The organism is Gammaproteobacteria bacterium (assembly GCA_029884425.1).
Classification (GTDB): Bacteria; Pseudomonadota; Gammaproteobacteria; order S012-40; family S012-40; genus JAOUHV01.
The window spans coordinates 60,448-74,095 of the sequence record JAOUHV010000003.1 but is presented as its reverse complement, the minus strand read 5'-3'; the positions used below and the strand labels follow the sequence as shown (position 1 = coordinate 74,095).

12 protein-coding genes are annotated in these 13,648 nt (G+C 51.3%); 5 read left to right on the top strand and 7 right to left on the bottom strand.

The features are described from left to right. Positions 1-139: 139 nt before the first annotated feature. Positions 140-799: a PDZ domain-containing protein gene (locus OEW58_01410; protein ID MDH5300003.1), complete on the top strand. Its 660-nt coding sequence runs from the start codon at positions 140-142 to the stop codon at positions 797-799. Here OEW58_01410 and OEW58_01405 read toward each other — a convergent pair. The 4 genes from OEW58_01405 to OEW58_01390 all read right to left on the bottom strand — a co-directional run bounded on the left by OEW58_01405 (position 796) and on the right by OEW58_01390 (position 3,879). After that, positions 796-1,845 (bottom strand): lytic murein transglycosylase, encoded by a 1,050-nt coding sequence (locus OEW58_01405; GenBank protein ID MDH5300002.1) that lies wholly within the window; start codon positions 1,843-1,845, stop codon positions 796-798. The two genes, OEW58_01410 and OEW58_01405, sit on opposite strands and share 4 nt — an antisense overlap. 37 nt (positions 1,846-1,882) lie before the next feature. Further along, a complete protein-coding gene (locus tag OEW58_01400) occupies positions 1,883-2,389 on the bottom strand; it encodes a hypothetical protein (GenBank protein ID MDH5300001.1) in 507 nt (168 codons plus the stop codon). Positions 2,390-2,509: 120 nt separating this feature from the next. After that, on the bottom strand, positions 2,510-3,475 hold the full coding sequence (locus OEW58_01395; GenBank protein ID MDH5300000.1) for an FAD-binding oxidoreductase: 966 nt from the start codon (positions 3,473-3,475) through the stop codon (positions 2,510-2,512). 35 nt (positions 3,476-3,510) lie between these two features. Then, positions 3,511-3,879, bottom strand: a complete 369-nt coding sequence (locus OEW58_01390) for a group 1 truncated hemoglobin (GenBank protein ID MDH5299999.1) — start codon at positions 3,877-3,879, stop codon at positions 3,511-3,513. Between the two features lie 266 nt (positions 3,880-4,145). Between OEW58_01390 and OEW58_01385 the strand changes: the two genes are divergently transcribed. After that, positions 4,146-4,619 carry an Rrf2 family transcriptional regulator gene (locus OEW58_01385; protein MDH5299998.1) on the top strand — a complete coding sequence of 158 codons (474 nt, stop codon included), beginning with the start codon at positions 4,146-4,148 and terminating at the stop codon, positions 4,617-4,619. Here OEW58_01385 and lysS read toward each other — a convergent pair. The 3 genes from lysS to OEW58_01370 all read right to left on the bottom strand — a co-directional run bounded on the left by lysS (position 4,616) and on the right by OEW58_01370 (position 7,799). Then, complete coding sequence (gene lysS / locus OEW58_01380) at positions 4,616-6,136, bottom strand: lysine--tRNA ligase (GenBank protein ID MDH5299997.1); 1,521 nt, start codon at positions 6,134-6,136, stop codon at positions 4,616-4,618. The genes OEW58_01385 and lysS overlap by 4 nt on opposite strands. Positions 6,137-6,138: 2 nt before the next feature. Continuing rightward, positions 6,139-7,237 (bottom strand): peptide chain release factor 2 gene (prfB, locus tag OEW58_01375; GenBank protein MDH5299996.1). Its coding sequence is split into 2 segments (ribosomal slippage): positions 6,139-7,161 and positions 7,163-7,237, totalling 1,098 coding nucleotides; the frame shifts between segments, so codons are not numbered across the junction. Positions 7,238-7,310: 73 nt separating this feature from the next. Next, the gene (locus tag OEW58_01370) at positions 7,311-7,799 is read right to left on the bottom strand and encodes a low molecular weight phosphotyrosine protein phosphatase (protein MDH5299995.1); all 489 of its coding nucleotides are present in this window, start codon (positions 7,797-7,799) and stop codon (positions 7,311-7,313) included. Positions 7,800-8,109: 310 nt separating this feature from the next. Here OEW58_01370 and OEW58_01365 point away from each other — a divergent pair, with 310 nt between their 5' ends. From OEW58_01365 to OEW58_01355, 3 genes are all read left to right on the top strand, one after another. Continuing rightward, positions 8,110-8,577 (top strand): hypothetical protein, encoded by a 468-nt coding sequence (locus OEW58_01365; GenBank protein MDH5299994.1) that lies wholly within the window; start codon positions 8,110-8,112, stop codon positions 8,575-8,577. 131 nt (positions 8,578-8,708) lie between these two features. Next, entirely contained in the window at positions 8,709-9,008 is a 300-nt protein-coding gene (locus OEW58_01360; protein MDH5299993.1) for a hypothetical protein, read from the top strand. 452 nt (positions 9,009-9,460) lie between these two features. Next, positions 9,461-13,648: an Ig-like domain-containing protein gene (locus tag OEW58_01355; GenBank protein ID MDH5299992.1), complete on the top strand. Its 4,188-nt coding sequence runs from the start codon at positions 9,461-9,463 to the stop codon at positions 13,646-13,648.

Sequence of the window (13,648 nt, the reverse complement as noted above, 5' to 3'; positions counted from 1 at the left end):
TTTCAACCTGAGACCGGCACTATAACAGACAGATATGAAAAATTTGCTGCTTTCGCTCGTTTTTCTAGGGACAGGTTGGTTTATTGGCCAACTTGGCGAGGGCGAAGCATCGGTTAAAAACCTTACTAAGGACGCGGTATTGTCCCCTGAAATTGCGGCTTTGCAACAGCAATTACAGGAACAGAAAGCCGAGGCAGATCGGCTGCGATCTCAGTTGGCGCAGTTGCAACAAGATCGTCAGCAACCCACAGCCACTGCTGATACCTCCTCAGGAAATGTTGCCCAGCTAACTTCGGCAAACGATGACGCTCGCGAAGTACTCAAACAGTTGGGATTGTCGTCCACCGAGCGTCAGTCGATCAAGAATCAAATCGACGCATCGCAACTGGCGCATTTGAATTTGCGCAACCAGGCCATGCGTGAGAAATGGTATGGCACAGAGCGGTTTTACAACGCGATGCGGCAATTGCCCAGCGAATATTCGATTTACCGTTCCTTGCTGGGAGACGACAAGTTCGATCGTTTCCTGTTTTTAAGTGATCATCCCAATCGCGTTGGCGTGCGTTCGATCATGGCCGGGTCTACCGCCGCACAGCATGGCCTGCTAGAGGGGGATGTTATTGTTTCCTATGCGGAGAAGCGGATTTTTGATTGGAATGAGCTCAGTCATGCGACCACGGAGGGAAAACTGGGCGAGCAGGTGCGTGTCGAACTGCAACGAGATGACGAGATGATGGATGTATATCTGCCTCGTGGCCCACTGGGGATCACCTTGATCCCCATCAGCCAAGCACCCTAGTCTTCCGTTTTACCGGCGATAGCATCGCCAAGCAATCCAGCGGTGGTAGCAAAGAGGACTGAGCGATTCCATTTCATGACGGCACGATAATTATCGTAGACCAGGAAATAGCGTTTGTTGTCGCCATCGATTTCAACCAGTGAACCGCGCAGAGCATTCTTATCCAGTGCATTTCCATTCAAGCGAGTAACACCGAGTTCGATCCATTCATCGGTGGTTTTCTTGACGCCAAATCCCAATTGGATAGGGTCAAACTTTTCCGGTAAGCGCACTTCCCTGCCCCAGGGTTCGTCATGACTCCAGCCTGAATCGGACAGGTAATGTGCACCCGAGGCTAAGGCATCAGCCGTGGAATCCCAAACATTGATTTTGCCATTGCCATCAAAATCGACCGCATGGCCGGTAAACGTCGATGGCATGAACTGGGTTTGACCCATGGCTCCGGCCCATGAACCTATCATGTTGGCAGCGTCGATGTGGCCTGCGTCAATGATGCGCAATGCCTCAATTAATTCGCGGCGGAAAAAACTGCTTCGCCGGCCATCGTAGGCCAGGGTTACCAGCGCATCGATGACTTTGAAATTTCCCTTGAGTCGACCAAAATCTGTTTCCATTCCCCACAAGGCGACAATGTATTGAGGTTGAACGCCGTATTTCTTCTCAATGTCTGCCAGTAACTGGCGATGTTCAACCATTAATTCGCGAGCTTTATTGACCCGGTCGGTGCTGGCAACCCGCGCATAGTATTCCTGGAAGGTCAGTTTGAATTCGGGCTGGTTGCGATCCAGTTCAATGACTCGCGGAATGAGTACCGCCGAATCCAGTGCGGCGGTTAGCGTGGCTTCCGAAATCTTTTTCTGCAGAGCTTCTTTCTTTAACGCAGCCAACCAACCTTCGTAGGTGGGGGATTGCGTTGCCTTGCTCGCATCAGCATCGGTGGAAGTGGCATTTTTATCGACGGCAATCGGAGGAGAATCTGCCGCGTACGCCATGCCAGCCAACAGACCTGTACTAATCAGCGCAATGATCAGTGGACGGTAATGCATTTGTTCATTCCTTGTTTCGCAATAGTTCAATAACAATTCAGCGTGGCGTTTTGTCTGGCGAACGGCGGATGTTCTTCAGATACGAGACTAACCTGCTGTATCCAAGCCGGTGACGAAACGCCATTCCGGCTATTAATAAAACAACCATGGATATTCCGCCTACCGTTTTATTCAACTCAGGATTATCCAGTGTTTGATCAATAAATTCTGCTTGTGCTGTCCGGCCATCGGTTTGCTGTTGTCGAATGTTTGCCAGTAAACCTAACTGTTGTGCAATATCGCTGCTCATTTTTTCCATCGCCTGAATGTCGGCCTTGAGCATTTGATTTTGTTGCAGCAACTCCAGCTCCAACTGCTTATTTTTTAGCAACTCTAACTGTAGCTGCTGCAGTTGCTTGGCCGCCGCAGGTTCAATTGACGTCTCCGCCGTACGTGGCTGAAGGTCGTTAGGTGGATCGCGATTCTCAACGATGTTGCTGTACGCGACCGGACTGGTCGTGACCATACCCCATAGCAGTAAGGTAAAAATAGATTTTTGGTACATGACAGACATGCCGAACCTTAGGTTTGGAGCTCACCTTGAGTAGCGGACAAAACGGCAGAAAATGAATGCTGAAAGAGTGACGGAGGTGGAAATATTGGGAATATTCCCACCCCCGATTAATTAGGGATGTTTGAAGGCTTCGGCGAAAATTTCACTGAAGGAGGCGCCGGCCAAAAACGCGTGTTTTCGGGTGTCATTAACCATGTCCGGGTGACCGCAAACAAAGACCAGCCAGCCCTTAAGGTTGGGGTGCTTTTCCAGCGCAATTTCATTGGCCCGACCGCTGGTGAAACCCGAAACGGCATCTCGTGACAGGCAAGGGGTATAGCTAAAGTTGAGTGTTTTTGACGCCAACTGCTTCAGTTCGTCGCGTAAATACACACCGCTCTGGCGGCTGCTGCCGTGGTACAGATGAATAGGACCTTGATGACCTGATGCCAAAGCCTGGTGCAAGACCGCATACAGTGGTGCCAAACCTGACCCGGTAGCGACCAGCAAGATAGGTTTTTGCTCATGCCCTGGGCGGTAATAACATTCGCCTTGGGGTTGGCTGATGTGGACAAGATCGCCTATCGCAACATCATCGTGCAACCAGCGACTCACTACCCCATTGGGTAGTCGTTGAACGTGTAATTCCAGATACGGCAGCTGTGGCGTGCTGGCCAATGAGTAGCTGCGAACGGTATTCTGGTCCTTGAACAAGTTGAGGAACTGTCCTGGCTTGTAGTTATAACTGCCCTGCGGTTTGAGCCGGATACGCATTATTTCGTCGCTAAGCTCGGCCTTGTCGATAACTTCGGCTTTGATTTGCTGATCCATGCTGTAGTCATCAGCGCGGGTAATTACCAAATCGGAGGAGGCAACGCAGGAACACGGCAGAAAAAAACCGGCGTTGATTTGGGCTTCAGTCAGCCCCTTATGGCCATCGCCACTTACCTCACCTTTGACCAGTTTCATCATGCAGCAGTGGCAAACGCCCGATTTGCAGGAGTAAGGAACGGAAACCTTGTTATTCAACAGTGTATCTAGCACCGTATCATCATCGGAAAGATAAGCTGTTCCTTCAAAATTGATTTTAACTACCAAGATTCCCGCTCCTACTTTAATGCCGTTACTTATGTTTACTTACCCAAAACATCTTTTCTGGTGCTTTCCGCAATGGCGGCCGCTTCCGCAATCAGGTTACCTGGCACGCCCAGTTCGGTCAGGGTTGCGCCTAAATTTTCCATAACTGCATCAAAATGGCTATCATTCAGGCCTTTGGCAACCAGATGGGCATGACCTGCGCGCATGTCTTTACCGGTGTAGTTGTGGGGGCCGCCCAGCGCCATGGTAAGAAATGCTTTTTGTTTAGCGTGCTGTTTGCCCATGTCAACGCCATCGAAAAACTTATTGATGCGCTTGTCGGCCATGACTTTGCGGTAGAACAAATCGACTGCTGCATTTACAGCTGCGTCACCACCAATTTTTTCGTAAAGTGATTTTCCCATATAATTCATCGCCTCTTAAAGTATGAGATTGACTGCCAAAGGGTAAAGATGTATTCGAAGTACATTTTTAGCGATTATGACAGATTATGTCTAATAAACAATACTTATAACTTCTCGCCACGGCCTTATGGTCATAACGAGTTAAGTTTGTCGGTCTAGGCTGAGAATTTCTTTGGCCGAATATTTGGGAATTATGATGTTTTCTATTACCATTGCAGCTGGGATGGTCTTTGTGGCTCATGAAGGTGGGTAGAGGAGCTTTTTGAATGCAATTAACGCTCTACACTGACTATTCGTTGCGTGTGCTCGCCTATTTGGCGGTCAAGCATGGCGAACTTATAACCATCAGCGAAATTGCTGACTTTTACGGTATCTCCAGAAATCACTTGGTAAAAGTGGTGCATAACTTGTCCAGCCGAGGCTTTATCGAGACTGTGCGCGGTAAAAATGGTGGCATGCGCCTAGCTCGACCTATGGGGCAAATTGGCATTGGTGACGTTGTGCGGGTCACGGAACCCAACTTTCACATTGTTGAATGTATGGACGACAACAACGGCAGCTGCATTGTTGAGGTTGCTTGTGCACTCAAAATGGTCTTGGAGCAGGCAAATCAGCAATTCCTGGCCGTGTTGGACCAGTTCACCGTCGCCGACATTATCAAAAAAGACAAGGCATCACAGCAGCTCATCCATGAGCTGGTGTTTTTCCCCTCAGGCTCTAAAACCCCGCCGCCGAATTAGGCGCCGGGAGCTTTTGGGCGCATGTGCGGGAACAGCAGCACATCGCGAATGGAAGGCGAATCGGTAAACAACATCACCAGTCGGTCAATGCCGATGCCCTCGCCTGCGGTCGGCGGCATGCCGTGTTCCAGCGCAGTGATGTAGTCCTCGTCAAAGTGCATGGCCTCATCGTCGCCTGCATCCTTCTCCGCGACCTGGGCACGGAAGCGCTCCGCCTGGTCTTCGTAGTCGTTCAACTCCGAGAAGCCATTGGCAATTTCGCGGCCACCAACAAAAAACTCGAAACGATCGGTGACGAAGGGATCTTGATCATTACGACGAGCAAGTGGTGAGACTTCGGTCGGGTATGCGGTGATGAATGTTGGATTCATTAACCGGTGCTCAACCGTTTTTTCGAAAATCTCGATTTGCACTTTTCCTAGGCCATAGCTGGATTTGAGCGGAATGCCTAGTTTTTCTGCGAGCGCACGGGCATTGGCCAAGCTTTCCAGCTGCGAAGCCTGAATTTCTGGATTGAAATGGAGAATGGATTCCTTCACAGTCATGCGCGCAAACGGGCTGCCGAAATCGTATTCGTCGCCTTGGTATTTGACCGTGGTTGTACCCAGAACTTTTTGCGCCAGACCGCGCAGCATTTCCTCGGTAATATCCATCAGGTCATGATAATTGGCATACGCTTCGTAAAACTCCAGCATGGTGAATTCTGGATTGTGACGCGTCGATAAACCTTCATTGCGGAAGTTGCGGTTGATCTCGAACACTTTTTCAAAACCACCCACCACCAACCTTTTCAGGTAGAGCTCCGGGGCGATACGCAAAAACAAATCCATTTCCAGCGCATTGTGGAATGTTGTAAACGGACGTGCAGTTGCACCGCCGGGGATGGCCTGCATCATCGGCGTTTCCACTTCCAGGAAACCCTTTTCAATCAGGAATTGGCGAATATAGGCGACAATTTGCGAGCGGCGGCGGAAGGTTTCCCGCGCCTGCTGGTTCATGATCAGATCCAGATATCGCTGACGGTACTTGGTTTCCTGATCTGAGAGACCGTGGAATTTTTCCGGCAATGGTCGTACGGATTTGGTCAGCAAACGAATGCTGTCCGTTTTAACCGACAGATCGCCGGTATTGGTGCGGAACAGCACACCGTCGGCGCCCACGATATCGCCGATATCCCATTTTTTGAATTGATCGTTGTACACGCTCTCGCCAATCATGTCGCGAGCAACGTACACCTGCATTTGTCCGGACATGTCTTGCAAGTGGCAGAATGCCGCCTTGCCCATTACGCGACGCGTCATCATGCGGCCGGCGATAGTTACCCGAACAGGGGTGGTTTCCAATTGTTCTTTGGTGTGGTTTTGATATTCGACCAACAACTCACCGGCGGTGACATTGCGGCGAAAATCATTGGGAAAGGCAATACCTTCGTTACGCACCTGAGCAAGTTTTTCCCTGCGCTGAGCAATGATGGTATTTTCATCGAGTTGGAGTTCTTCTGTTTGCTTATCGCTCATGTTTACAAACCACTTTTTAAACTTGCTTCAATAAATGGATCCAGATCACCATCAAGGACGGCTTGGGTGTTTCCGGTTTCATGTCCGGTGCGCAGATCTTTAATGCGTGACGAATCTAACACGTAGGAACGAATCTGACTGCCCCAGCCGATGTCGGATTTGCTGTCTTCCAGCGCCTGTTTCTCGACATTGCGCTTCTGTACTTCCAGTTCATACAACTTGGCAGCCAGCTGCTTCATCGCCTGAGCCTTGTTTTTATGCTGCGAGCGATCGCTCTGACACTGTACGACGGTGTTGGTTGGCACGTGGGTAATACGCACCGCAGAATCGGTACGGTTTACGTGCTGACCACCTGCACCCGATGCACGGTAGGTATCAATGCGCAGGTCTGCGGGATTGATTTCGATGTCAATGTCTTCATCAATTTCCGGTGACACAAACACTGAGGCAAACGAGGTGTGACGACGATTGCCCGAGTCAAACGGTGACTTGCGTACCAAGCGATGTACGCCGGTTTCCGTGCGCAACCAACCATAGGCATATTCACCAACGAAATGGATGGTGGCGCTCTTGATGCCCGCGACATCGCCGCCCGAGCACTCGATCAGTTCGGTTTTAAAGCCGCGACGCTCACCCCAGCGCAGGTACATGCGCAGCAGAATGTCTGCCCAATCCTGGGCTTCGGTACCACCCGAGCCGGACTGTATGTCCAAAAAGGCGCTATTCGCGTCCATTTTTCCGGAAAACATACGGCGGAATTCTAAATTGGCGATTTCAGATTCCAGGCTGTCCAGGTCGGCACGAACGCCTTCCATGGTGGCTTCGTCATTTTCTTCCTGGGCCATGTCCAGCAATTCGCTGGCTTCGTTCAGACGCGAACCGACACTTTTTAGTGTATTTACGACGGTTTCCAGTGCAGCACGCTCGCGACCAAGGTTTTGGGCACGCTCGGGGTTGTCCCAGACGCTAGGCAGTTCCAGTTCGCGGACAATTTCTTCTAGTTGTTCGGTTTTGGCATCGTAGTCAAAGATACCCCCTTAGCGCATCAGAACGCTCGTTAAGGTCTTTGATTTGGTTAAATAACGGGTTGAGTTCCAGCATATTGGCTTCGAATTCTGCGAAAAGTGGCAAATGATACAACAATCCTGGGCTGAGGGGGAAACCTCTAAGCCGCTCAGAGGTGGTGTTGGCGCAAATGTGCCAGTAATCCCCGCGACGCGGCCTCCACCAGATCCAGCACTTGCTCAAAACCATTGTCGCCGCCGTAATAGGGATCGGGGACTTCCTGTACGCTCTGGACGTCGGCAAACGAGAGGAACATTCGCACTTTGGCATGATGTTGTGGCGGACATACCGCCATCAGGTTGCGATAGTTTTCCTTGTCCATGGCCAAAATATAGTGGTATTGCTCAAAATCTTCACTGGCCACACGACGCGCTCGCTGGCTGCTTAAATCAATTCCGCGACGCAGCGCCGCCTGTTGGGAACGGCGATCCGGCTGTTCTCCCACGTGGTAGGCGTGAGTGCCGGCCGAATCCGCCGAGATTCGCTGGGTCAGCCCTTCGGTGCTCACAAGATGCTCAAAGACGCCCTGAGCTGTCGGCGAACGACAAATGTTGCCCAAACAAACGAATAAAACCGATACTCTTTCATCTGTGCTCAAGGTGTTATGACTCCATTGTTGAAGTTGTTTGTGAAGTTTGGCGAGCGTAAAATGCCCGCATTGTAGCAAATGTTGAGTATGCACTGCTGATTCGGGCGTGTGTTCTGACGCTATGACAGTAGTCTAGTTGCGAGAGCCGCATTTCGACAATTTGTACATGCACAAAAGGCCCTGGTTTTTTCGATGAGCGTGATGTGTTGGGAAATAACCACAAAAACTGCTTTAACCGATGGATTCTGCAAGGATATAATTGCGATACAAAACAGCAGGCGGTCACGGAGGGCCACCCAACATCCGACTTGGATAATCGATGGCGCCCAACGACCTACTCAAAGTAAAACTCAATTCCGGTCAACAGCTGTTTTGGCAAATCCAGGTGATTCACGCCGAGGCTGCCAACCAGGAAGCCCTGGTAGAGGTGATCCCTCTTTCGCAACTGATGGACACCCGGGTGATGTCTGCACGTCAGGCCTTGATCCCCTACAAACTGGTGCTGGCCGGCATTGAAGGCGGTACCATCGTGCACTACTCCCCCTTGGGCAGTGTCGAAAGCGGCAATTTGCGCCATATGCAGCAAGAGGCTCGGATACATGCTTTGGAGGCCCGCGAACTACGTGCGCACCTGCACGAAATTCATCAATTGCTGGGATTGGCCAGCAGTAGCGCTACTCCCCCTACCCCAAGCTCAGTGATTCAGCGGATTGTGGATTTGAAAAAAGCGCTGTTAGCCGCCGACCGCTTTATAAAGAAAATGTTGGGCAAATCCAGTCAACCCTAAGCTGCTGACAAGATAAGAAAATATCTAAAATGTTTGCGCTTTCATGTACTTATTTACGTTGATTGAGGTAAGAAAAAAGCCTAAACTTGCAACCTGTAAGTCCAAAATGTTTGTCTGTGGATGGGACCGAGATGGCGATTGATACCTATGGAACTGAAGTGACGCCGCAACTGGATGTTTCATTTGACAATTTGCGTGACATGATCGGCATGCAGGTTCGTTACCGTGGTGTCTGTTGCCAGATTGTGGAAGTGATCGAGGAAGATTTTTCACTCGTCCTGGCCGATCTTGAGAGTCACCTGGGGATTCAGGCAGATCAGCACGGCGAAGCCCATCGCAAGGTTCCTAAAACCTATACGGTCCATATCTATAATCCTGACAAGAAAGAGTTTTCATCGTCCTTTCTTACCCTGGAACCTGTGGACGGTTAGTTATTCCCATAAATTCTTGCCGTTTGTGACAAAAGTCGGCTTATGGATATAAAGCTTACCGGATATAGTCACGATACATCTCCCTGAACCTTTTGCGTTGTCAGGGAGGCAACCCGATGAAAAATGATCCCACACCCGTGCAATCCAGCGGTGCCGAAGGCCTCAGTTGGATTCTGGTAGGCATCATTCTCTTGTTCGGCGTTTTACTTGTGAACAGTTACCATGATAATGTCGAACCCGCTGTGACGGCTCCACCGGCTCAGGCCAGTGCTCCAAGAGCTTGATATCAATACAATGGATCAGTACGAAACGAAGAGGATTTCATGACGTATCCTTTCAGGTTGTTGAGCCTAATCGCTCTGTTACCACTCATTTCACTTTCTGTTTCCAGCTGCTCCAAGTCCAACAATAGCGACAATCCACTCCCCCAATTACAAATTCAGGCTGCCGATATGCGGCTTGCAGTGGGTACCTGTACGCGGCTGTACGCTACAGCCATTGATCAAGATCAAACTGTACGAGATGTTACTTCCCTGGCGCAGTGGCAAAGTCTGAACACGAGCATTTTGGCTCTGTCCACGGATAAAATCGGTGCTGTCTGCGCACAAGCCAAGGCTGCTGGCACGACAACTATTCAGGCCAAATTCGACGATGTGCAAGCCAGCCTATCGCTGCAAGCAGTTGCCAATGCGTTGAGCCATATTGAGATTTCACAAGATCCGCGCACGCAAACCAAATCTGCTGAAGCGCGCATCATGGCAACCGGTGTTTTTGGTAATCACCACAAGCAGGATTTGACCAACCAGATTGATTGGCAATTACCCAACGGCGTGACGCTGCAAAACGGCATACTGCTCGCGCCCAGCGCAACGGCGGGATCAACCATCAGCTTGCAGGCGCAACTGGCCAGCATTTCGGCCAGCAAAGATATCGTTTTGGACGGTGCGGCTATTACCTCCCTGTCATTGCATATCGATAAGCAGCAACTTCCGTTGGCCACCAGCACTCGACTGTTGGTGATGGGACAACATGAGGATGGCAGTGAGTTCGATGTTTCCCCGCATGTTAACTGGACGCTCAACAGTAATCTTGCCGCGATTGTTCAGGTTGGATCTGAAGTTCGTTTGATCGCGCAAAAAACCGGAAATTTGACGATTACCGGCACCTACCAAACTCTCACGGTCAGCCGTGATTTGACGCTGGTGGCAAGCGATATTACCGAGTTGCAGTTGGATTATGCGGCGAAGGTTGCTATGCCGGTGGGTGAAAAGTCTGGCATGCGTGCCACTGCGAGTTTTGCCAATGGCTTGTTGCAGGACGTGACTGCCGACGTTGTCTGGCAAAGTCTCGCGCCCGACATCATCAGTGTTTCAAATGTACAAGGGCAGCGTGGCCAGTTGTTTGCCCATAAAGCAGGTACGGCAGTCATCCGTGCTCAACTCGCGAATCAGTCGGCGCAGTACGATCTTGTTGCGCACGATGCGGCGCTGTCGCAAATTTCGTTGTCCAGTGCCGATTACTATCTGCCCGAGGGCACAAAAACTCAGTTGGCTGCTCTGGCCCAGTACGCCAATGGGCAGCAATGGGACTTGACTGAGCAGGTTATTTGGCAAGTTGCTGACAGTGCGCTGGCGACAATCACCAACGACGCGACAAGTTCAGGTCGTTTGTCTGCGTTGACCGTGAGCGCCAATGCTAGTCAGGTCAGCGCCAATTATTTGGGTATCACCAGTCAGTTGGCATTTCGGCCGGTGGCCGCCGCAGCGGCGGGCTTGACCAGCATTGAATTGTTCGCTGATCAAACCTCGTTGCCTGTCGGAACCACGACGGCTCTGCATGCGCTGGGTATATACAGCGATGACAGCAAACGAGATATCACTCATGAACTCAGCTGGAGTGTTGATGCGCCTAACGTGGCAGACATTGCCCGACAAAATCAAAACCTGCGCCTTAATGCGATTGCCGCAGGGACTGTGGTCGTCAGCGCCAAAATGCCGGGAGCTATTTCGGGCAGTCTGACACTGCAAATTAACACGCCGACACTGCAGTCATTGCATTTCACCAGCACGCCGTTTACTCAACCGGCGGGATTTGAAGCCGCCGTCAGCGTCGTTGGCCAATATAACAACGGCGCACAGATTGATGTTTCCGATCGAGTGACATTGACCGTTGGCAACAACCAAATTGCTACTGTCAGCTACGATGCTTCGCTGCAACCCCGCTTACGCGGTTTGCAAATCGGTGAAACTCAGCTTTCTGCCAGCCTGGCGAGCGTAACAGCGAACCAAACTGTTAGCGTCGGCGCTGCAACATTGTCTGAACTCAGCATCATCCCGGCGCAAATAAAGTTGTCACTGGGCTTGGGGCAAGCCGTACAGCTCCAGGCACGCTTCAGTGACGGTTCCGGCAAGGACGTGACTTCATCCGCGCAATGGAAAACGCTGAATCAATCCGTGGCCAGCGTCAGCGCGGGTCAGGCGCAGGCACGAGTGACGGCGACAGGTTTGGGGGCGACTCAAGTGGTTGCCAGTTTTGCCGGGATGACAACGCAGATCGACGTGGAAACCAGCGCCGCTGTACTGCAGAGTATTCGCGTTCAACCCAAGGTCGTCACACTTCCTTTGGGGCTGGAGCAAACGTTGTCCGCGACGGGCTTGTACAGTGATGGTTCTGAGCGTGACATCAGTGCGCAAATTGCCTGGTCTGTGAGCAATGCCAGCATCGCGACCGTCTCCAACCAAATACCCGGTCTGGTCAAAACCCAGAGCGTGGGCTCTACCAGCGTTCGTGCATCCCTGGGAGGATTGTTTGATGACGCGGCAATCACCGTATCCTCAGCAACCTTGAATGCCAGTGGTCTGGAACTGGATGTGATTCCCACCACGCTGGCCAAAGGTGTTGAACATCAGCTCGGTTTGTTCGGTTCCTATACGGATGGCGTGCGTCGTGATCTGACGGCCAAGGCGACTTGGAGCAGTTTGGACAGCAGCGTGTTGAGTGTGAGCAATCTCGCTGGCAGCAAAGGTTTGTTATCGGCCATGGCTTTGGGCAGCACCACTATCAGTGCTCAAGTCGATGGACAAACGGTTAGCGCCACCATCACTGTCAGCGACGCGGCATTGCAGCGTCTGGAAATTTTTGCGCTCAATCCCAGCTTGCCTATCGGCTTGAAATCGCGCTTTACCGCGACGGCTTATTACACCGACAGCAGTTATCGGACTGTGACTAACCAAGTCATCTGGAGTAGCGCGGACAATCAAATCGCTGCCCCTACCGGCGTGCCGGGTGAATTTGTCACACGTGCAGCGGGTGATGTCGCGATCAGCGCGCAACTGCAAACGTTCCACGCAAACGATACGATTTCAGTAATCAACGCCACCCTGAACAGCATCACCATTGCGCCGCTGAACAGTACGATCAACACCCTTGCCCAGCAACAATTTACCGCGACAGGTGCGTTTTCCGACGGTAAGAATTACAGCCTGACCGATCAAGTTGTGTGGCAATCGAGTTCGGCCAACCAGGAAGTTTCGATCAACAGCGGTCTGGGTGGTGGCTTGGCGCGCAGCAATACCAACACGGCAACTTCAGTCACGATTTCGGCCTCGCTGGCGAGTAAAGCTGCCAGCACCACCCTGACTGTCGCCAATGAAACGGTCAGCACTGTCATCGTGCAATCTGCCCAAATCAACATGGCGACCAGTGGCGCCAGTAATATTGCCAATCTGGTCACTGGCATGAAGTTACCACTGTCCGCGTTGTTGCAGTTCCCATCTACCAGTGCGACATTAACCAGCGGTGTGGTTTGGAGCAGCAGCGCTCCGACAGTGGTAAGTGTCAGTAATTTACCCGGTCAGGAAGGTGTGATTCGTACCTTGGCGGCGGGCAATGCCACTATCACTGCCACGTTTGGTGGCGTGTCCGGTACGATGAATTTCAGCGTTGTGGATGACGCCACCAAAGCCAGTGAAATGTTGGTGTGGACCGTGCCCAATGCGGTGCTGGTGAATGAACAAGTCGCGTTATGCGTTGCGCCGATCAATAAAAATCGCGTTGCCTTACTCAATCAGCCATTTTTGATTAACAACTTGGCGGGATTGGCAGCAACATTGACGGGCGCCTGTGTGCCCAACAGCACGGTTAAGTTCAGTGGTATAAAGCTAGACGCGCTTGATATCGATGGCAATGGCATGCTCGACATCGAAGTTAGACTGAACAGCCTGGATGCGACCCTGATCACTCGGCAAAATTCGCGCATTGTCAGTTCGCTGGACCAATCTTTAGGAATTCAGAAATCATCGAGCCTGCTGTGGGACGGCAGTACCTTGAAGAGTGGCAGCCAGTTTGTAATTACCACGGCCAATAGTACGGGACGTGATTATGGATTGTTCAACGTCGAAATCGAAATTCTTGATGGCAGTGGGAATCTGATAAACACTGTCGAAGCCGTGAGTAATCCAGCAATACTCAGTGATGGTGTGTTGGCAGGCAACGAGACGTTACGCTTGATGCTGACCCTGACGCAAGACTATCCCAATGCGAAGAAAGTCATCGTTACCTACACGATGAGTGCCAGTATTACCGATTCGGGAGGAACACAGACCACGAGTTTTTACCCCGTGGTCATTTTCGATCTCTAA

Bases quoted from the DNA above. Each gene is read 5' to 3' on its own strand.
- OEW58_01360 (MDH5299993.1), top strand. From the start codon at position 8,709: ATGGCGATTGATACCTATGGAACTGAAGTGACGCCGCAACTGGATGTT.
- lysS (MDH5299997.1), bottom strand. From the start codon at position 6,136: ATGAGCGATAAGCAAACAGAAGAACTCCAACTCGATGAAAATACCATC.
- OEW58_01355 (MDH5299992.1), top strand. From the start codon at position 9,461: ATGCGGCTTGCAGTGGGTACCTGTACGCGGCTGTACGCTACAGCCATT.
- OEW58_01405 (MDH5300002.1), bottom strand. From the start codon at position 1,845: ATGCATTACCGTCCACTGATCATTGCGCTGATTAGTACAGGTCTGTTG.
- OEW58_01400 (MDH5300001.1), bottom strand. From the start codon at position 2,389: ATGTACCAAAAATCTATTTTTACCTTACTGCTATGGGGTATGGTCACG.
- OEW58_01365 (MDH5299994.1), top strand. From the start codon at position 8,110: ATGGCGCCCAACGACCTACTCAAAGTAAAACTCAATTCCGGTCAACAG.
- OEW58_01385 (MDH5299998.1), top strand. From the start codon at position 4,146: ATGCAATTAACGCTCTACACTGACTATTCGTTGCGTGTGCTCGCCTAT.
- OEW58_01390 (MDH5299999.1), bottom strand. From the start codon at position 3,879: ATGGGAAAATCACTTTACGAAAAAATTGGTGGTGACGCAGCTGTAAAT.